At 73.4% G+C, this 19,588-nt stretch carries 21 protein-coding genes; 16 read left to right on the top strand and 5 right to left on the bottom strand.

Translation table 11 applies throughout. From position 1 onward, the window contains the following. Nucleotides 1-60: 60 nt before the first annotated feature. Nucleotides 61-1,080 (bottom strand): heat-inducible transcriptional repressor HrcA, encoded by a 1,020-nt coding sequence (hrcA, locus tag AB7F12_RS21645; protein ID WP_428497011.1) that lies wholly within the window; start codon nt 1,078-1,080, stop codon nt 61-63. Between the two features lie 130 nt (nt 1,081-1,210). Here hrcA and AB7F12_RS21640 point away from each other — a divergent pair, with 130 nt between their 5' ends. Genes AB7F12_RS21640 through AB7F12_RS21625 form a run of 4 tightly spaced genes read left to right on the top strand, consistent with a single transcriptional unit; the run spans nt 1,211 to nt 4,683 of the window. Further along, nucleotides 1,211-1,783: a hypothetical protein gene (locus AB7F12_RS21640; RefSeq protein ID WP_428497010.1), complete on the top strand. Its 573-nt coding sequence runs from the start codon at nt 1,211-1,213 to the stop codon at nt 1,781-1,783. 43 nt (nt 1,784-1,826) lie between these two features. Next, complete coding sequence (locus AB7F12_RS21635) at nt 1,827-2,939, top strand: hypothetical protein (protein ID WP_428497009.1); 1,113 nt, start codon at nt 1,827-1,829, stop codon at nt 2,937-2,939. Continuing rightward, entirely contained in the window at nt 2,936-3,859 is a 924-nt protein-coding gene (locus tag AB7F12_RS21630) for an ATP-binding cassette domain-containing protein (RefSeq protein WP_428497008.1), read from the top strand. The genes AB7F12_RS21635 and AB7F12_RS21630 overlap by 4 nt, the downstream gene beginning before the upstream one ends. After that, complete coding sequence (locus tag AB7F12_RS21625) at nt 3,856-4,683, top strand: ABC transporter permease (protein ID WP_428516799.1); 828 nt, start codon at nt 3,856-3,858, stop codon at nt 4,681-4,683. The genes AB7F12_RS21630 and AB7F12_RS21625 overlap by 4 nt, the downstream gene beginning before the upstream one ends. Here the strand turns inward: AB7F12_RS21625 and AB7F12_RS21620 are convergent. From AB7F12_RS21620 to AB7F12_RS21605, 4 genes are read right to left on the bottom strand one after another with little or no spacing between them, the layout of a single operon-like run. Beyond that, the gene (locus AB7F12_RS21620; RefSeq protein WP_428497006.1) at nt 4,680-5,483 is read right to left on the bottom strand and encodes an esterase/lipase family protein; all 804 of its coding nucleotides are present in this window, start codon (nt 5,481-5,483) and stop codon (nt 4,680-4,682) included. The two genes, AB7F12_RS21625 and AB7F12_RS21620, sit on opposite strands and share 4 nt — an antisense overlap. Before the next feature lie 37 nt (nt 5,484-5,520). Further along, nucleotides 5,521-6,696 (bottom strand): radical SAM family heme chaperone HemW, encoded by a 1,176-nt coding sequence (hemW, locus tag AB7F12_RS21615; protein WP_428497005.1) that lies wholly within the window; start codon nt 6,694-6,696, stop codon nt 5,521-5,523. A gap of 10 nt (nt 6,697-6,706) precedes the next feature. Beyond that, nucleotides 6,707-7,024, bottom strand: a complete 318-nt coding sequence (locus AB7F12_RS21610) for a hypothetical protein (protein WP_428497004.1) — start codon at nt 7,022-7,024, stop codon at nt 6,707-6,709. Continuing rightward, the gene (locus AB7F12_RS21605; protein WP_428497003.1) at nt 7,015-7,206 is read right to left on the bottom strand and encodes a hypothetical protein; all 192 of its coding nucleotides are present in this window, start codon (nt 7,204-7,206) and stop codon (nt 7,015-7,017) included. The genes AB7F12_RS21610 and AB7F12_RS21605 overlap by 10 nt, the downstream gene beginning before the upstream one ends. Before the next feature lie 300 nt (nt 7,207-7,506). Between AB7F12_RS21605 and AB7F12_RS21600 the strand changes: the two genes are divergently transcribed. The 12 genes from AB7F12_RS21600 to AB7F12_RS21545 form a co-directional block, all read left to right on the top strand. After that, entirely contained in the window at nt 7,507-7,593 is an 87-nt protein-coding gene (locus AB7F12_RS21600) for a putative leader peptide (protein ID WP_428497082.1), read from the top strand. A 143-nt stretch (nt 7,594-7,736) separates the two neighbouring features. Beyond that, nucleotides 7,737-9,416 carry a nitrite/sulfite reductase gene (locus AB7F12_RS21595; protein ID WP_428497002.1) on the top strand — a complete coding sequence of 560 codons (1,680 nt, stop codon included), beginning with the start codon at nt 7,737-7,739 and terminating at the stop codon, nt 9,414-9,416. Between the two features lie 76 nt (nt 9,417-9,492). After that, nucleotides 9,493-9,669: an Insertion element protein gene (locus tag AB7F12_RS21590; RefSeq protein ID WP_428497001.1), complete on the top strand. Its 177-nt coding sequence runs from the start codon at nt 9,493-9,495 to the stop codon at nt 9,667-9,669. Further along, complete coding sequence (locus AB7F12_RS21585) at nt 9,666-10,382, top strand: phosphoadenylyl-sulfate reductase (RefSeq protein ID WP_428497000.1); 717 nt, start codon at nt 9,666-9,668, stop codon at nt 10,380-10,382. Before AB7F12_RS21590 ends, AB7F12_RS21585 begins: the two co-directional genes overlap by 4 nt. Then, entirely contained in the window at nt 10,379-11,281 is a 903-nt protein-coding gene (gene cysD, locus AB7F12_RS21580) for a sulfate adenylyltransferase subunit CysD (RefSeq protein WP_428496999.1), read from the top strand. Before AB7F12_RS21585 ends, cysD begins: the two co-directional genes overlap by 4 nt. Continuing rightward, entirely contained in the window at nt 11,281-12,585 is a 1,305-nt protein-coding gene (locus tag AB7F12_RS21575; protein WP_428496998.1) for a sulfate adenylyltransferase subunit 1, read from the top strand. The genes cysD and AB7F12_RS21575 overlap by 1 nt, the downstream gene beginning before the upstream one ends. Nucleotides 12,586-12,623: 38 nt before the next feature. After that, entirely contained in the window at nt 12,624-13,715 is a 1,092-nt protein-coding gene (locus tag AB7F12_RS21570; protein WP_428496997.1) for an ABC transporter substrate-binding protein, read from the top strand. Between the two features lie 68 nt (nt 13,716-13,783). Continuing rightward, entirely contained in the window at nt 13,784-14,599 is an 816-nt protein-coding gene (locus AB7F12_RS21565) for an ABC transporter ATP-binding protein (RefSeq protein WP_428496996.1), read from the top strand. Further along, entirely contained in the window at nt 14,589-15,488 is a 900-nt protein-coding gene (locus AB7F12_RS21560; protein ID WP_428496995.1) for an ABC transporter permease, read from the top strand. Before AB7F12_RS21565 ends, AB7F12_RS21560 begins: the two co-directional genes overlap by 11 nt. Next, nucleotides 15,481-16,227, top strand: a complete 747-nt coding sequence (locus tag AB7F12_RS21555) for a sirohydrochlorin chelatase (protein ID WP_428496994.1) — start codon at nt 15,481-15,483, stop codon at nt 16,225-16,227. Before AB7F12_RS21560 ends, AB7F12_RS21555 begins: the two co-directional genes overlap by 8 nt. Before the next feature lie 517 nt (nt 16,228-16,744). Further along, nucleotides 16,745-16,930, top strand: coding sequence for a hypothetical protein (locus AB7F12_RS21550; protein WP_428496993.1), 186 nt, complete (start codon nt 16,745-16,747; stop codon nt 16,928-16,930). A 117-nt stretch (nt 16,931-17,047) separates the two neighbouring features. Further along, the coding region (locus AB7F12_RS21545) for an ABC transporter transmembrane domain-containing protein (RefSeq protein WP_428516797.1) at nt 17,048-19,588 on the top strand (2,541 nt) is incomplete at its 3' end.

The following is a 19,588-nucleotide window of genomic DNA, read 5'->3' as shown; positions in this document are numbered from 1 at the left end:
GTCAGAGTGCCAGAGTACGTGTCACGGAAGTCGAGCCGGGCAGGCTCAACCCCGCGAGGTTCACTTCCCCGACAGGATGTCACCCACGTAGCGGGCGACGGCGTGCACCGCCGCGATCGTGCCGGGGTAGTCCATCCGCGTCGGTCCGAGCACGCCCATCCCGCCCAGGATGGTGCCCGCGCCGTAGCCGATGGACACGACCGAGGTGGCGCGCAGGTCCTCCACCTCGTTCTCCTCGCCGATGCGCACCGTGACCAGGCCGGGGTCCTGCGCCGCGGCCAGCAGCTTCAGCACGACGACCTGCTCCTCCAGCGCCTCCAGCACCTGGCGCAGCGAACCGGGGAAGTCGGCGACGTTGCGGGTCAGGTTCGCGGTGCCGCCCAGCACCAGCCGCTCCTCGGGATGCTCGACGAGCGTCTCGATCAGGACCGTCGACAACGTCACGACGACGTCGCGCAGCTCGGCGGGCACCTTGTCGGGGAGCTCGGCGACGGCCACCGACGCCGCCGACAGCGGACAGCCGACGAGCGCGGCGTTGAGGTGGGTGCGGATCGCGGCGACGTCGTCGTCGGACAGGACGTCGCCGAGGTCGACGACGCGCTGGTCGACCCGCCCGGAGTCGGTGATCAGCACCAGCATCAGCCGGGCGGGTGAGAGCGCGACGACCTCGAGATGACGGACCGTGGAGCGGGTCAGCGTCGGGTACTGGACGACGGCGACCTGCCGCGTCAGCTGCGCGAGGAGCCGCACGCTGCGGCGCAGCACGTCGTCGAGATCGACCGCACCGTCGAGGAACGTCTGCACCGCGCGGCGCTCGGCGCTCGACAACGGCTTGACCTCGGCGATCTTGTCGACGAACAGGCGGTAGCCCTTGTCGGTGGGGATCCGCCCGGCGCTGGTGTGGGGCTGGGCGATCAGCCCGTCCTCCTCGAGGACCGCCATGTCGTTGCGGACGGTCGCGCTCGACACACCCAGGTTGTGCCGCTCGACGATCGTGCGCGACGCGACCGGCTCCTGCGTCGATACGTAGTCGGCGACGATGGCCTGCAACACCGCGAAGCGCCGTTCATCGGCGTTCACCGCCACCTCCCCCTGGTCCCACTCGTCCGTCGTTTCCAGTCTAGGTCGTCCGTCGCGGATAGGGAGGTCGACAGAACACCCGGCACCGGCTGCGGTGACCCGTCCCACAGGACGCGGCACACTGGGCACCGTGCTGCTGCGCCGTCCGGTCCTCGACGCGATCGCCGCCGGCCGCGTCACGCGGGCCTACCGCCGGTGGGACCGGCCCCGGGTGAAGGCCGGCGCCCGGCTGCGGACGGCCGTCGGGGTGCTGGAGGTCACGGCCGTCGGCACCGTCGACGAGAACACCCTCACCGATGCCGACGCCCGCGCCGCCGGGGTCGACGACGCCGCCGCACTGCACCGCGAGCTGGCGAAGCGTCCGGCGGGCGAGGTGTTCCGCGTCGACCTGCGGCTCGCCGGGGAGGACCCGCGGATCGCGCTGCGCGCCGACGACGACATCGACGACGACGCCCGCGCCGCCCTCGACGCCCGCCTCGCCCGGATGGACGCCACGTCGCCCTCCGGGCCGTGGACGGCCGCCACGCTCACGATGATCGCGGAGAACCCCGAGGTCCGCGCACCCGACCTGGCCGAGCGGATGGGCCGCGAGACGCTGCCGTACAAGCGTGACGTCCGCAAGCTCAAGGAGCTGGGGCTGACCGAGAGCCTGCCCGTCGGCTACTGCCTCTCCCCGCGAGGCCGCGCGTACCTGCGGAACTGACTGTTCACCCACAACCGACGCGCGCTGTGGCAGCGTCGGACACGTGACCGCGGGGGGACGTCGCTCGCTGAGCCGTCGGGCGCTGCTCGTCAGCGCCGGAGCCGCCGCGCTCGTGGCGGCCGGCACGGTCCCGTGGCCCGCCCCCGCGAGCGGCGCCCCCGACCCCGAGGTGCTGCGCGACCGCATCCGGGCCTCGGCCACCCAGCCCTACACCGGGCTCGCCGAGACGTCGGGACGCCTCGGCCTGCCCGACCTCCCCCCGCTCGAACAGGCCACCGCGCTGTTCACCGGCACGACCCGGATCCGGGCGTTCCACGCCGGCCCGCAACGCTGGCGCGTCGACGAGCTCACCGCCGCCGGCGAACGCGACATCTACCACCTCGACGGCGTGGAGTCGCTGTGGGACTTCGGGTCCCAGCGCCTCACCCGGATCGTCGGGACGACGTCGCTGCGGCTGCCCCGCGCCGCCGACCTGCTGCCACCCGACCTGGCCCGGCGCATCCTCGCCGCCGCCCCCGACGACCCCGTCGAGGCACTGCCCGACCGCCGCGTCGCCGGGCGGACGGCGGCGGGCATCCGCGTCTCCCCCGCCGACCCCGACACCACGGTCGCGCACGTCGACATCTGGGCCGACGCCACCGGTGGGCTGCCGTTGCGCGTCGAGATCTCCGGCCGCACCGACCCCGCGAGACCCGTCCTGATCAGCGAGCTGACCTCGGTCGACCTGACCGCCCCGGCCGACGACGTCCTCGTCCCCACCTTGCCCCCCGGCGGCACCGCCGCCGAGGTGGCCGCCACCGACCTCACCGGCGCACTGCGCGTCCTCGGCCCCTCGGCACCCCCGGGCCGGCTCGCGGGACGCGGACGGCTCCCGCGGTTCCCCGACCTGCCCGGCATCGGCGTCTACGGCACCGGGCTGGGCGGGTTCGTGCTGGTCCCGGTGACCGGCCGGATCGCCGCCCAGGCCGTCGACGGCGCCGCGGCCGCGGGCGGGGTGCCCGTCACCGTGCCGAACGGGCGCGCCGTCGCCGTGTCGACGCCCCTGCTGTCGGTCGTCATCCGGGCAGGCGGGCGGCGCGGGGCGCTGCTCGTCGGCACCGTGTCGCCCGCGGTCCTCACCGAAGCCGTGACCGAACTGTCGGGGAGGGCCCCGTGACCGAGCCCGTCATCACCACATCGGGGCTGACGAAACGGTTCGGCCGCGTCGTCGCCGTCGACCACGTCGACCTCTACGTCCCCGCCGGTGTGCGGTTCGGCCTGCTGGGCCCCAACGGGTCCGGGAAGACGACGCTCGTGCGGATGCTGCTCGGCCTCGTCCACGCCACCTCCGGCACCGCCACCGTCCTCGGCGAGCCGATGCCCCGGCGCGCCGCCACCGTCCTGCCCCAGGTGGGCGCGCTCGTCGAAGGACCCGCCGCGTGGGGACACCTGTCCGGGCGGGCCAACCTGCGCCTGCTCGACGCCGCCGGGCCCGGCGGGCGGCGCCGCGACCGGCGCCGGCGCGTCGACGAGGCGCTGGAGCGCGTCGGGCTCGCCGGGATCGACCGCCGCCCCGTCAAGGCCTACTCGCTGGGCATGCGCCAGCGCCTCGGCATCGCCGCCGCCCTCCTGCGCGCCCCGCGGCTGCTGCTGCTCGACGAACCCACCAACGGCCTCGACCCCCGCGGCATCCACGAGATGCGCGACCTGCTCGTCGCCCTCAACGCCGCCGGGACCACCGTCGTCCTCTCCAGCCACCTGCTCACCGAGGTCGAGGCGCTGTGCACGCGCGTCGGCATCATGGACGCGGGCCGGCTCGTCCTCGCCGACGACCTCGCCTCGCTGCGCGCCCCCACCGGCCGCATCCGCGTCCGCACCCCCGCCCCCGACGCCGCGCTCGCCCTCCTCGACGGGCGCGTCGAGGCGCGCGACCACGACCTGCTCACCGTCCGCGGCGACGACCCCGCCGAGCTCAACGCACTCCTCGTCGGCGCCGGGGTGCCGATCACCGCGATCGACCGGGAACGGCGCACCCTGGAGGACGTCGTCCTCGACGTGACCGGCAGCGGCGACGACCGGTTCGAGGGGCACCGATGATCGCCACCGAACTCGTCCTCATGCTGCGCAGACGGCGCGTGTGGCTGTGCTGGGCGCTGCTGTGCCTGCTGCCCACCGTCGTCGCCGTGCTGCTCGCCACCACCCGCCTCGCGCCCCCACCCGGGCGCGGCGGCGCCTTCCTGTCCGCCGTGCTGTCCGACGGGCAGCTGTTCCCCGCCGCCGCCCTCGCCCTCGTCCTGCCCGTGTTCCTGCCGATCACCGTCGCCATCGTCTCCGGCGACGCCGTCGCGGGCGAGGCCGCCGCGGGAACGCTGCGCTACCTGCTGGTCCGTCCCGTCGGCAGGCTGAAACTGCTGGTGGCCAAGCTCGTCTCCGTCGCCGCCTTCACACTGCTCGCCGTTCTGCTCGTGACCGTCACGTCCTACGTCGTGGGCGTCCTCGCGTTCGGGTTCGGGCCCGGCGCCGAGCTCGGCGGGGGCGGCATCACCTCGCTGTCCGGGGCCACCCTCACCCCGCTGCAGCTCGCCGGGCGCACCGCCGGCACCGTCGGCTACCTCGCGCTGTGCATGCTCACCCTCGGCGCCGTCGGCATCTTCTTCTCCACACTCACCGACTCCCCCCTCGCCGCCGCCCTCGGGGTCCTCGCCGTCGTCGTCACCAGCGCGGCCCTGCAACCCCTCGACGCCGCCGAGGCCGTCCGCACCTTCCTGCCGACACAGCACTGGCTCGCCTGGATCGACCTGTTCCGCGACCCGCCGCTGCTCGACGCCGTCCGCACCGGTGTGGAGGTCCAGCTCGGCTGGATCCTCGTCGCCTTCGGCGCGGCCTGGGCGAACTTCACGACCAAGGACGTGACCTCCTAGCCCCGTCCCGCGCCGCGGAGGGTCGCGCAGTCGGGCGGGCCCGGCACCGTCAGCGGTGTCGTGCCCAGCGCGCGCAGCACCGCGCCCGTCACCAGCGGGTCCGTCGGCAGACCCGAATGCGTCACCCGCGCCCCCGCGCACACCGCCTGCACCGACGTGTCCAACGCCCCCGCCAGGCGCGCCGACTCCGGCGGGGTGACCGTGTCGTCGTCGGTCGTCCACAACGACAGCCACGGCAGCTCGCCACCGACCTCCGCCCGCTCGATCTCCGTCAGCTCCGGCGACCCCGGCACCAGCTGCCGGCACGCCACCGGGCACGCGTCCGGAGCCAGGCTCGCACCCGCCGTCGCCAACGTCGTACCGTGCAGCGGCGCCCCCAGCGTGACCACACGGCGGGCCTTCGCCGCCCCGTCGTCACGCGCCAGCCACAACGCCGTCACGACGCCCCCCGCCGAGTACCCGACCACGTCCACCGACGGCGCGCCGGCCGCGAGCGCGTCGTCGACCGCCCGGTCCAGGACCGTGACCTGCGCCGACAGGTCACCCGTGCCGTCACCGACCAGCGTCAGCACCGTCGCCTGCCGGCCGGTCGCCTCGATCCGGCGGGCCAGCACCTGCAACGACGCCCGGCTGCCCCCGTAACCCGGGACCAGCAGCACGGGGCCGGGCCGGTCGTCGGCGGGCCGGGTGCCGGGCAGCGGCAGGCCGGGACCACCGGACACGCGCACCCCGACGATCACCCCGACGGCGACGACCACGAGCACGAGCGCCGCGACCAGCAGCCGCCGCCGAGGACTCACGGGGTGGCCCTGCGGGGGTGACGGGCAGGGGGTGCGGTCATGCGGGAACTGCCGTCAGCAGGTCGGTGACGACGCGGTCGGCCAGCAGGCGGCCGCGGCGCGTCAGCACTGCGCGACCGGCGCCCAGTGCGTCCCCGTCGAGCAGGCCCTCCGTGGCGGCGCGGCGGGCGGCCTCGCGGCCCGGGGCGTCGAGGAGGTCCAGGTCGAGTCCAGTTGCCAGGCGCAGCCGCAGCATGACGCGCTCCGTCGACTGCTCGTCCGGTCCGAGGAGCTCGTGGCCCGCCTCCGGGGCCTCCCCCGCGGCCAGCATCGCCGCGTACCGGGCCGGGTGCTTCACGTTCCACCAACGCCGCCCACCCAGGTGCGAGTGCGCCCCGGGGCCGGCTCCCCACCAGTCGCCGTCGAGCCAGTAGCCGAGGTTGTGCCGGCAGGCCGCGGCGTCGTCGGCAGCCCAGTTGGACACCTCGTACCAGCGCAGACCCGCCGCCGACAGGGTGTCGTCGATGATCTCGTACCGGGCGGCGGCGACATCGTCGTCGGGGGCGGCCAGCTCCCCGCGACGCACCCGCCGGGCCAGCGCCGTCCCGTCCTCGACGATCAGCGAGTACGCCGACACATGGTCGACCTCGGCGGACATGACCGCGTCGAGGGAGGCGCGCAGGTCGTCGTCGGTCTCGCCCGGCGTCGAGTAGATGAGGTCCAGGTTGACGTGCCCGATCCCGGCGGCGCGGGCCTCCTTCGCCGCGGCGACCGCGCGACCCGGGGTGTGGCGGCGGTCGAGGATCCGCAGCACGTGCGGCGCCGCCGACTGCATGCCCAGCGACACCCGCGTGTACCCGGCCTCGACGAGCCCCGCGAAGAACTCCGGCGACGTCGACTCCGGGTTGGACTCCGTCGTCACCTCGGCGCCGGGGGCGAGACCGAACTCGGCGCGGATCGCGTCGAGCACCGCACCGAGACGCGCCGCCCCGATCAGCGACGGCGTCCCACCCCCGACGAACACGGTGTCGACGGGCCGCTCCCCCACCACCTCGGCCGCGCCCGCGAGCTCGCGGCGCACGGCGTCGAGCCAGCCGTCGGGCGAGGTGCCCGAGCCGGAGCCGGACAGCTCGTCGGCGGTGTAGGTGTTGAAGTCGCAGTACCCGCAGCGTGAGGCGCAGAACGGCACGTGGACGTACACGCCGAACGGCGTCGAGGACTCGGGGACGGGCACTCCGTCGAGGTTAGCCGCCCGTGCTCCCGCCGCCACCGCCTCCGCCGCCCAGGGTCCGCAGGCCCGCGGTGCCGCCGGCCGGGAGCGGCCGGGACAGGTCGGCGAGCACGACCTGGTCGCCCTCCCGCTCCCGGCCGCCGAGCTCGGCGCGCGGGTCGTCGGCTACGTCGAGGCGCGAGTGGAGTCGGGACGACAGTCGCCGAGGCGCGGGGGGCTCGGCGGGCTCGGGGCGGTGCACCAGCAGCGTCGAGTCCTGGCAGATCGCGAGCTGCGTCGCGGTCGAGTGCGCCGCGACCGGGACGGTCGTCCCGCCACCGGTCACGAACACCGCCGCGGTCGGTCGGCGGTGGTCGCCGCGAGTACCGACGCGCAGGCGGTCGTCTCGGCGGTGAGGTCGCGTCGTGCGGCGGCGAGCAGCCCGTCGACGGTGCGTTGGCCGGCGAGCACGGCGGCCGGCTCCGTGGCGACGGCGTCCCCGCCCGCGGCGGACACGGTCAGCCCGGCAGGCACCACATCGAACGTGCCACCAGGGCGCTCCCCCAGCGCTGGTGACACGTCGGGGGGGCTGGGCGTCGAGGTGCAGCGCCGCCGGGAGCACGACGGAGCCGCCTCCGAACGACGCCGGGACCGCCCCGGGGCCCGAGCCGCCGGACGCCGCGGACGCGGCGACCTGCTGTCCCACGGGGCGTTGTCCGAACCTCTCCCGGTCCGCGGTCCAGTTCCACCGAAGTGTCCGGACAATTGCCGAGGTGACTCTCATGACGTAGAAGGCTGTTGGTCGTACGGGTCCGGACATGGCAACCTGACGGGGTGAATGCGCTGACCTTGCGGCTCGTGGCCCGTCGCCACGTCGATCTGCAACGGGTCACCAGCGCCATTTGTCGGTTTGCGGTCTGATCCCGCGCCGAACCCGTCCACGGACCGATTTCCTGGCGCAGGGTGAGCTGTGCCCGGAACCCGGTCGTGGACGAGCGCCTCGTTCATGGTCGGAACTGCTTCCGGTGTCGCGGTGAGCCGTGCCGTCATCCGGAGGCCCCGAATTGCCCCCCACCACCCCGCCCTCGAAGTCCCCTGCCCGCCCCAAGCGCGGCGAGGGCCAGTGGAAGCTCGGCCATCGTGAGCCGCTGAACCCGAACGAGCGCTTCAAACGCGACGACGACGGTCTCAACGTGCGCGCGCGCATCGAGAACGTCTACTCCAAGCAGGGGTTCGACTCGATCGACCCGTCCGACCTGCGCGGCCGGATGCGCTGGTGGGGCCTCTACACGCAGCGCAAGCCCGGGATCGACGGCGGCCGCACCGCGGCGCTGGAGCCCGAGGAGCTCGACGACGAGTACTTCATGATGCGCGTGCGCGTCGACGGCGGCGGCCTCACCACCGAGCAGCTGCGCGTCCTCGGTGAGGTCTCGCAGGAGTTCGCCCGCGACACCGCCGACGTCACCGACCGCAACAACATCCAGTACCACTGGCTGCGCATCGAGGACATCCCCGAGGTGTGGCGCCGGCTCGAGGCGGTCGACCTGGTCACGACGGAGGCCTGCGGCGACACCCCACGTGCGTTCCTCGGCTCACCCGTCGCGGGGATCGCAGCCGACGAGCCCATCAACGGTGACCCGGCGATCTTCGCGATCCGCGAGAAGTACGTCGGCGACCCCGCGTTCTCCAACCTGCCGCGCAAGTTCAAGACGGCGATCTCGGGCCAGCAGGACGTGGCGCACGAGGTCAACGACATCGCCTTCATCGGTTCGGTGCACCCCGAGCACGGCCCCGGGTTCGACCTGTGGGTCGGGGGCGGGCTCTCCACCAACCCGAAGCTCGCGGTCCGGCTGGGCGCCTGGGTCCCGATCGACGAGGTCCCCGAGGTGTGGGCCGGCGTGATCTCGGTGTTCCGCGACTACGGCTACCGGCGGCTGCGCAGCCGCGCCCGGCTGAAGTTCCTCGTCGCCGACTGGGGTGCCGAGGAGTTCCGCCGGGTCCTCGAGGAGGAGTACCTGCACCGCAGGATGATCGACGGTCCGGCGCCCGCGACCCCGGAGCGGCCGATCGACCACATCGGCGTGCACAAGCAGGTCGACGGTCTCAACTACATCGGCGTCGCGCCCGCATCGGGCCGGGTGTCGGGGACCACGCTGATCGCGCTGGCCAAGGCGGTGGAGGCGGCCGGCTCGCGGCGGCTGAAGCTCACCCCGTACCAGAAGATCGTCGTGCTCGACGTCCCCGACGAGGCCGTCGAGTCGCTGCGCTCGAACCTCGACAGCCTGGGGCTGCAGTCGGACCCGTCGCCGTGGCGGCGTTCGACGATGGCGTGCACGGGAATCGAGTTCTGCAAGCTCGCGATCGTGGAGACGAAGGAACGGGCGATCCGGCTGGTCGAGGACCTGGAGAAGCGCCTCGCCGACATCCACCCCGACGTCCCGATCTCGATCCACCTCAACGGCTGCCCCAACTCGTGTGCCCGCACCCAGGTCGCGGACATCGGGCTGAAGGGCCAGATCGTCACCGACTCGGCCGGCAACCAGGTCGAGGGCTTCCAGGTCCACCTGGGCGGCGGCCTCGGGCTCGACTCCGGCTTCGGCCGGAAGCTGCGCGGCCACAAGGTCGTCAGCGCCGAGCTGGGCGGCTACGTCGAGCGTGTGGTGCGCAACTTCGTCGCGAAGCGCACCGAGGGCGAGCGGTTCGCGCAGTGGGTGCTGCGGGCCGAGGAGAGCGACCTCACGTGACCGACCGTGCACGGTCGCCGTTGCGCGCGGGGCAACCGCCGCGGACGCGCCCGACCGACGTCGGCGAGGAGGGCCGGTGAGCGGTACCCAGCGGGCCGTTCCCTTCTACTGCCCGTACTGCGGCGAGGAGGACCTCCGCCCCGCCGAACAGACCGAGAAGGTGCCGCAGGGCGCGTGGTACTGCGCCGACTGCCTGCGCACCTTCACCGTGAAGATGATCGGGATCGGGGTCCCAGAAGTGACGAAGTCGTGAGTGTCGCGACGGAGACCGACCTCCGTGCGCTGGCCGAGCGCGGGGCCGAGGAGCTCGGCCGCGACGCGACCGCCGAGCAGGTGCTCGCATGGGCGGCGCAGACGTTCGGCGACAAGCTGATCGTCGCGTCGAACATGCAGGACGCGGTGCTCGTCGACCTCGCGGCGAAGGCCCGGCCGGGCGTGGAGATCCTGTTCCTGGAGACGGGCTACCACTTCGCGGAGACGATCGGCACCCGCGACGCGGTCGAGGCCACCTACGACGTGCGGATCGTCAACGCGGCGGCGGCGCAGTCGGTGCCCGCGCAGGACGAGGCGTGGGGCAAGGACCTGTTCGCCCGCGACCCCAACCAGTGCTGCGCGCTGCGCAAGGTCGCGCCGCTGGAGGACACCCTGGCCCGCTACGACGCGTGGGTCACCGGCGTGCGCCGGGTCGAGGCCCCGACCCGGGCGAACACCCCGCTGGTCACCTACGACGAGAAGTTCGGGCTGGTCAAGGTCAACCCGATCGCGGCGTGGAGCGACGACGACATGGAGGCCTACATCGCCGAGCACGGGATCCTGGTGAACCCGCTGGTCGGCGCCGGGTACCCGTCGATCGGCTGCGCGCCCTGCACCGCGAAGCCGCTGCCGGGGGCCGATCCGCGGTCCGGCCGCTGGGCCGGCACGGCGAAGATCGAGTGCGGGCTGCACCCCTCCGAGGTCGCCCGATGACCGCGCCCACGGTCGACGCCCTCGACGCGCTCGAGTCCGAGGCGATCCACATCTTCCGGGAGGTCGCCGGCGAGTTCGACCGGCCGGTGATCCTCTTCTCCGGCGGCAAGGACTCGACGCTGCTGGTGCACCTCGCGGTGAAGGCGTTCGCGCCGGCGCCGGTGCCGTTCCCGCTGCTGCACGTCGACACCGGGCACAACTACGCCGAGGTCATCGAGTTCCGCGACGCGATCGTCGAGAAGCTGGGTCTTCGCCTGGAGGTCGCGCACGTCCAGGACTGGATCGACGACGGCCGGCTCACCGAACGCGCCGACGGCACCCGCAACCCGCTGCAGACCGTCCCGTTGCTCGACACGATCGTCGAGAAGAAGTTCGACGCGGTGTTCGGCGGCGGGCGGCGCGACGAGGAGCGGGCGCGTGCCAAGGAGCGCGTGATGAGCCTGCGCGACGCGTTCGGCCGCTGGGACCCGCGCAAGCAGCGGCCCGAGCTGTGGAACCTCTACAACGGCCGGCACGCCGCGGGCGAGCACGTCCGCGTCTTCCCGATCTCCAACTGGACCGAGCTCGACGTCTGGCGCTACATCCAGCGCGAGGGCATCGAGCTGCCGTCGATCTACTACTCCCACCAGCGCGAGGTGTTCCGCCGCGACGGGATGTGGCTGGCCGAGGGCCCGTGGGGCGGCCCGCGCGGCACCGAGGCCCTGGAGCTGCGGACGGTCCGCTACCGCACCGTCGGCGACGGGTCGTGCACCGGCGCCGTGGAGTCGACGGCCACGACGCTCGACGAGGTGATCGCCGAGGTCACCGCGTCACGGCTGACCGAGCGCGGCGCCACCCGCGCCGACGACCGCATGTCGGAGGCAGCCATGGAGGACCGCAAGCGTGAGGGGTACTTCTGATGGGTAAGGATCTTCTCCGGTTCGCGACGGCGGGGTCCGTCGACGACGGAAAGTCCACCCTGGTGGGCCGCCTGCTCTACGACACCAAGTCGGTGCTGGCCGACCAGATCGAGGCCGTGCAGCGCGCCTCGGTCGACAAGGGCCTGAGCACGCCGGACCTGTCGCTGCTGGTCGACGGCCTGCGCGCCGAGCGCGAGCAGGGCATCACCATCGACGTCGCCTACCGCTACTTCGGCACGCCGACCCGCGAGTTCGTCCTCGCCGACACCCCCGGGCACGTGCAGTACACCCGCAACACGGTGACCGGGGCGTCGACGGCCGAGCTCGCGGTGCTGCTGGTCGACGCCCGCCACGGCGTCGTCGAGCAGACCCGCCGCCACGCCGCGGTGCTCGCGCTGCTGCGGGTGCCGCGCCTGGTGCTGGCCATCAACAAGATCGACCTCGTCGACTACGACCAGGCCGTCCTGGAGGCCATCGGCAAGGAGTTCGCCGGGCTCGCCCGGTCGCTGGGCTTCGCCGACGACGCCGTCGTCACGATCCCGGTGTCGGCGCTGGTCGGCGACAACGTCGTCGAGCGCAGCGCGCGCACCCCCTGGTACGAGGGCCCGACGCTGCTGGGACACCTGGAGTCGGTGCCGGTCACCGGCCCGGAGGCCGACGCGCCGTTCCGGCTCCCGGTCCAGTACGTGATCCGGCCGCGCACCGAGGAACTCCACGACTACCGCGGCTACGCCGGCCAGGTCGCCTCCGGCACGGTCCGGCCCGGCGACGAGGTCGTCGTCCTCCCGGGCGGGCACCGGACCACGGTCGCGTCGGTCGAGACCGCCGACGGCCCGCTGGCGGCCGCCGCCGCGGGGCGCAGCGTCACAGTCCTGCTCACCGACGACATCGACCTCTCCCGCGGCGACGTCATCGCCGCCGCGGGCGCGCCGCCCCGGGTGACCGACGACTTCGACGCCACCCTCTGCTGGCTCGCCGAGAAACCGCTGCGCCCCGGTGCGCGGCTGCTGCTCAAGCACGGCACCCGCACCACGCAGGTGATCGTCGGCGAGCTGCGCGACCGCCTCGACACCGACACGTTCGCCCTGAACGTGCCGGAGACGTTGCAGATCAACGACATCGGCCGGGTCGCCCTGCGCACCGCCGACCCGCTGCCCGTCGACGACTACGCCGACATCCGCGCCACCGGCGGGTTCCTGCTCATCGACCCGCCCACCGGCAACACCCTGGCCGCCGGCCTCGTCGGCGACCCGCTCGTGCTGGTCGACCTGCCCAGCCGCGAGCCGTCGACACCCGGCCCGTAGTCCCCACCCCCCGACCGAGAAGAAGGAATCCCGCTCCGATGCGTCTGCGCTCCAGAGTTCCCATCGCCCTCCTCGCCGCCCTCGCCGCGGTCGGGGTGCTGGCCTCCTGTTCGCGGGCCGCGGAGTCGCCCACGAGCGGGTCGGGCGGGACCGGCGGCGCCACGTCGCCGGCCGCCGAGCTGCGGCTCGGCTACTTCCCCAACATCACCCACGCGCCCGCGCTGATCGGCGTCGACAAGGGCTACATCGCCCAGGAGCTGGGCTCGACGAAGCTCACGACACAGACGTTCAACGCGGGCCCCGAGGAGGTCAACGCGCTGCTCGGTGGCTCGCTCGACGCCGGGTTCATCGGGTCGAGCCCCGCCATCAACGCGTTCGCCAAGTCCAACGGCCAGGCCGTCCGGCTCGTCGCCGGGTCCACGTCCGGCGGCGCGCAGCTCGTCGTCGCCAAGGACATCACGAGCCCCGAGCAGCTCAAGGGCAAGACGATCGCCACGCCGCAGCTGGGCAACACCCAGGACGTCGCGCTCAAGAAGTGGCTCAAGGACAACAACCTCGAGATCGGCGAGGGCGCCGACAAGGTGACCGTCCAGAACCTGGACAACCCACGGACGCTGGACCTGTTCAAGACCGGGCAGGTCGCCGGTGGGTGGCTGCCGGAGCCGTGGAGCTCACGGCTGGTCGACGCCGGGGCGAGCGTGCTCGTCGACGAGCGCACCCTGTGGCCGAACGGCGAGTTCCCGACGACCGTGCTGATCGTGCGTACCGACTTCCTCGACAAGCACCCCGAGACGGTCGAGGCGCTGCTGCGCGGCGAGCAGAAGGCGATCGACTACATCGCGAGCGACCCGGCGGGCGCGAAGACGGCGTCGAACGACTCGATCAAGCGGCTCACGGGGTCGTCGCTGCCCCCCACGGTCGTCGAGCGGGCATTCAGCGAGCTGTCCTTCGGCCTCGACCCGCTCGCGGCGACGTTCCCGCAGCTCGCGAAGGACAGCTTGACCGCGGGCGCCCAGAAGCAGGAGACGAACCTGCAGGGCTTCCTGGACGTGACCGCCGTCAACAAGGTCCTGCAGGCCGCGGGCAAGCCCGCGGTCGACGCGGCCGGCCTCGACAAGCCCGCGGGCTGACCTCCCCTCCGGGGCCGGCTCCCCACGGAGCCGGCCCCACCACCACGGACCAGAAGGGCGACCGCCGGATGAGCACCACCACCAGCGCGCACACCAGCACGGCCGCCGGCACGACCGCCGGCACCGACTCGCAGGCCACCGCCGTGCGGCTCACCGGCATCGGCAAGACGTTCGGCACCGGTGGCGACGCGGTGACCGCGCTGCAGGGGGTCGACCTCGACGTGTCCGCCGGCGAGTTCGTCTGCCTGCTCGGCGCGTCGGGCTGCGGCAAGTCGACGCTGCTCAACCTCGTCGCCGGGCTCGACGAACCCACCTCGGGCGAGCTCGTCCGCCCGGCCGGATCGCCCTCGTTCATGTTCCAGGAGTCGGCGCTGCTCCCGTGGCTGACCGCGGGCCGCAACGTCGAGCTGCCGCTGCAGCTGTCCGGGCTGTCCCGGTCGGCCCGGCGGGCGCGCGCCGCCGAGCTGCTCGGCCTGGTGCGGCTCGACGGCCTGGCCGACAAGCGTCCCCACGAGCTCTCCGGCGGCATGCGCCAGCGCGTCGCGCTGGCGCGCGCGCTGGCCGCGGCCACCGGCCCCGACGGCACCGGCGGCGGTGTCCTGCTGATGGACGAGCCGTTCGCCGCCCTCGACGCCATCACCCGCGACGTGCTGCAGGGCGAGCTGCTGCGCGTCTGGGAGGCCACCGGCACCACCGTGATCTTCGTGACCCACGACGTCCGGGAAGCCGTCCGGCTCGCGCAGCGCGTCGTCCTGCTGTCCTCGCGCCCGGGCACCGTCGTGTCGGAGTGGGTCGTGACCGACCGCACCGGCCTCGCCGGGGAGCGCCTGCACGACGACATCACCTCCCGCCTCCGTCAGGTGATCGCGAGCCATGCCGCCTGAGACGTCGCTGACCGAGGACTCGCCCACGACCCGCGACGACGCCGCCGCCGAGCTCGCGGGCCTCGACGCCCTCGACACCCCCACCGTCACCCGGACGCCGTGGTGGCGGCGGGCGGTCGTGGTCGGCCTGCCGCCCCTCGTCGCGCTCGTCCTGTCGATCGCGATCTGGCAGATCCTGTGGGCGGCCGCGATCTGGCCCGAGTTCCAGCTGCCGGCCCCGATCTCGGTGTGGCAGGCCGTCGAGTCCCGGCTCGTCACCGGCGAGGTGTTCACGATCCTGTGGACCTCGATCAGCCGCGCGTTCCTCGGCTTCGCCGCCGCGGTCGTCATCGCGACACCGCTGGGCCTGCTCGTCGCCAAGGTGACGGTGGTGCGCCGGGCGATCGGGCCGCTGCTCTCGGGCCTGCAGAGCCTCCCGTCGGTCGCGTGGGTACCGGCCGCGGTGCTGTGGTTCGGGCTGACCGACGCCACCATCTACTTCGTCGTCCTCGCCGGGTCCGTCCCGTCGATCGCGAACGGGCTCGTGTCCGGCATCGACCAGATCCCGCCGATCCTGCCGCGTGTGGGCCAGGTCCTCGGCGCTCGCGGCCTGACCAGCGCCCGGCACATCCTGCTGCCCGCCGCCCTGCCCGGCTACCTCGCCGGCTGCAAGCAGGGCTGGGCGTTCTCCTGGCGCTCCCTGATGGCCGCCGAGATCATCGCCGCCGGGCCGGCGCTCGGCATCGGTCTGGGCGCCTACCTCAAACAGGGCAGCGACCTCAACGACATCAGCATGGTGTTCTCCGCGATCACCCTCATCCTCGTCGTCGGCATCGGGATCGAGCTGCTGGTGTTCCGGCCGATCGAGCGCCGCGTGCTGCGCGCCCGGGGCCTGGCCGCCGGTGTCTGAGCCCGCGCTCGTCGCCGTCGCGCACGGCAGCCGTGACGGCCGCTCCGCCGCCACCATGCACCGGCTGGTGCAGGCCGCCGCCGCGCAGGCCCCGGGCCTCGACGTCCGGCTGTCGTTCCTCGACTTCAACGCCCCCCGGCTGCCCGACGTGCTGCACTCCGTCGCCGCCGACGGGCACCGCCGCGCCGTCGTCGTCCCCCTGCTGCTCGGCGCGGCCCACCACGCCCGCGTCGACGTGCCCGCCGCCGTCGAGGCCGCCACGACCCGGCTGCCGCACCTGCGCGTCGCCGTGTCGCCGGTCCTGGGCGACGATCCCGCCCCGCTGCTCGCCACCGCCCGCGCCCGGCTCGTCGAGGCCGCCGGCGGCAGCGGCGACCCGCACGCCGGCGTCGTGCTCGCCGCCGCAGGGTCGAGCCACGAGTCCGCCAACGACGTCGTCCGCACACTCACCGCCCGGCTGCCCCTCGCCGTCGCGGCGTTCGCGACCTCGGCGGAACCGACCGTCGACGACGCGATCGGCCGGCTGAGATCTCTTGGCGCGCAGCGGATCGTCGTCCTTCCCTGGTTCCTCGCGCCCGGCCGGCTGCTCGACCGTGTCGAGGCTCGCGCACGCGCCGCCACTCCCGACGTGACCGTCGCCGAGCCGCTCGGCGACCACCCCCTGGTCGCCGCGACGATGCTGGCGCGCCACCGCGGCTGCGCCACCGACGCCGCCGCCGCGCTCGCCGACGCCGGCTGACACCCGTTCCGGCCGTTGCGCCGTTCGGCGCACACGTGTGCGCCGTATATGCGAGGATTCGCACGATCGCCTGGACGCCGGCATCATCGTCATTGCCAAAGAGCGCATTCACGGAATCGCCGAACAGGGATGAACAACGGCACCGGGCGAAGAAAGTTGCACTGCACCATTTCATCCTTGCGCTCCGGCACGATCCCCGATCGGATGCCAACCCGGCCCGGTTTCACCCTTTCGGGCCATTGGGCCACCCGCACCCGATCCGGCTCAGCCCGCCGCCCGAGTATGTGTTCTGAGCAGCTCATATACCCGAATCCAGGTTCGCAGCCGGGCCACACTCTGACCACTGTGCGCATCACCCACGTCGCGCAGCCGATCGGGTTGTCAAACCATCAGGTGACACGTTCGGCTTGCTCCGTCAGCCAGGTGAACATATGTGTGATCTGAAACGGCGCTCTACGAATTACGAGAGAGTGAGCAGCGGCGCCATCGGGCGCTGCACGACAAGAAGGGAATGTCGATGGCGATCCGTAAGCCTGTCCCGGCGATCAAGCACTGCGTGCCGAAGCCCCCGTCGCACTGCGACGACCGTGACGACGACCGCCGCCACGGTCACCACCACCACCGCCGTCGCCACCAGCACCACGACGACCCGTGTGGCCGCAAGTCGAAGCGCGACCGCCACCGCGAGCACTGCGGCCGCTGATCTCTCGCCCCAGCAGAGACCAGCAGCACGTATGACTCAGCACGGCTGAGAAGCTGTTCCGGCGGCCCCGCGCGAAGCCCCAGCGGCGCGGGGCCGCCGCATGATCGGAGATCGTCGATGTCCACCACCGCCGACGAGGGACGCACACCCCCGCCGCGTCGGCCCCCCGTAACTCCTGATCACGAGCACGATCCCGACTCCTGGGACTCCCCCGGCCAACCCGCCCGCGACGACGACCGCGACCGGTACGACCGCCACGACGACGAGGACGACGAGCCCTACGAGCGCAGCTCCATCGCCGACGTCCGCGAGGCCGCCAAGGTCCCGATCCGGCACATCTTCACGCGGTTCTGGCCCGACACCAAGCCCTTCCGCGGGCGGATGTTCCTCAGCCTCCTGCTCGTCGCCGTCGGACCCGCGCTCGGCACCCTGAACATCTACCTGTTCAAGGTCCTCATCGACGACATCATCACCCCGCAGGACTTCCGGCTCTTCCCGCTCGTCGCGGGCGCCTTCCTCGCCATCACCGTCGTCGGCGGCCTGATCAACTTCGGCGACGAGTACATGACCGCATGGGTCGGCGAGAAGTTCGTCATGGGCCTGCGCCAACGGGTCTTCGACCACATGCACCGGCTCTCCACCGGCTACTTCGAGAGCCGGCAGCTCGGCGACCTGCTCTCCCGCCTCACCGGCGACGTCGCCTCCATCGAGGCGCTCATGCTGTCCGGCGTCAACATGGCGCTGACCTACAGCTTCCAGATCGTCTTCTACGCCGGCGCCATGTTCATCCTGAACTGGCAGCTCACCCTCGCCGCCCTCGTCGCCGCCCCGATCTTCCTGCTCATCGCCCGCTCCTTCGCCCGGCGCATCCAGTCCGCCGCCCGCGAGAGCCGCCGCCGCGCCGGATCCATCAGCGCCGTCGCCGAGGAGAGCTTCGGCAACGTCGCCCTCGTCCAGGCCTACGACCGCGCCGACCACGAGAGCCGCCGCTTCCGCGACCAGAACCTCGGCAACTTCCGCGCCCAGATGCGCGCCATCAAGATCGAAGGCCTGTTCTCCCCGATCAGCGCGTTCGTCGAGTCCGTCGGCACCCTCGTCGTCATCGGCATCGGGGTCTGGGAGCTGTCCCAGAACCGCATCACCCTCGGCGGACTGCTCGTCTTCCTCGCCTACATCTCCCAGCTCTACGGCCCCGTCCAAGGCTTCGCCGGGCTCACCAACTCGATCTTCGCCGCCAGCGCCAGCGCCGAGCGGATCATCGAGGTCCTCGACGCGAAGCCCGGCGTCGAGGAACCCGCGAAGCCCGTGCGGATCGGCCGCGCCCGCGGCGACATCCGGATCACCGGCCTCGAGTTCGGCTACCCCGGCACCGACCTCACCGCCCTCCACGACGTCGACCTCGACATCGCCGCCGGCACCAAGGTCGCCGTCGTCGGCGCCAGCGGCGCCGGCAAGTCCACCCTCACCAAGCTGCTGCTGCGCACCTACGACCCCGACGCGGGCACGATCACCCTCGACGACGTCGACCTGCGCGACCTCACCCTCACCGACCTGCGGCGCAACATCACCGCCGTCCTCCAGGAGACGCTCGTCTTCGACGGCTCCATCGCCGACAACATCCGCTGGGGTCGCCCCGACGCGACCGACGAGGACGTCGCCACCGCCGCCGCGGCCGCCGACGCCCACGACTTCGTCCTGCGCCTGCCCGACGGCTACGACACCCGCATCGGCCAGCGCGGCCGCATGCTCTCCGGCGGGCAACGCCAGCGCATCGCGATCGCCCGCGCCATGATCCGCGACGCGCCCGTCCTGCTCCTCGACGAACCCACCACCGGCCTCGACGCCGAGTCGACCCGGCGCGTCCTCGAACCGCTGCGCCGCCTCATGGACGGCCGCACCACGGTGATCATCTCCCACAACCTGATCACCGTGACCGACGCCGACGAGATCGTCTACGTCGAGGACGGCACGATCAGCGCCCGCGGCAGCCACGAGGAACTACTCGCCGCCAGCCCCGGGTACGCCCACCTCTACCGGCTGCACCACCCCGACGACGACAACGCCGTGCCCCCGGCGCCGTCGGCACCGACCCTGGAGAAGGCCCCCGCCGCCCTCCGGCCCGTCCCGCGGCCGGCCGCCGCGGCCACGCAGCCGGACCGGCGCGACCACGACGACACGACCGGTCCCGTGCCGGTACCGTTCCGCCGCCCCGAGCACGTCGAGCCCCCCGCGCCTCGGCGATACGTCGCGATGCCGGTCGCGGGCGGCGCGCCGCCCGTGCCACGCCGCGTAGCCGACGAGCCGCGCGAGCGGTTCGCCGTGCGGCCCGCGGTCCACGCGAACGCGCGCTCCGCCCGCGACGTCGAGGAGACCTCCCTGCTCGGGTCGGCCCTGCGCCGCCCGGTGCCCGGTCCCGGTGGGGCGTCGGAGTGGGCGCCCGGGACCCCCGCCCCGCGGCACGACCGCCGACCGCGGCCGAGCGACGGCGAACCGCACGGCAGCGGCCTGCACGGCAGCGGCGACGGCCTGCGCGGCAGCGGCGACGGCCTGCGCGGCAGCGGCGACGGCCTGCGCGGCAGCGGCGACGGCCTGCGCGGCAGCGGCGACGGCCTGCGCGGCAGCGGCGACGGCCTGCGCGGCAGCGGCGACGGCCTGCGC

The organism is Pseudonocardia sp. (assembly GCF_050250275.1).
Lineage (GTDB): Bacteria > Actinomycetota > Actinomycetes > Mycobacteriales > Pseudonocardiaceae > Pseudonocardia.
The sequence above is the reverse complement of the archived record's forward strand: the minus strand, read 5'-3'. Positions and strand labels throughout refer to the sequence as shown.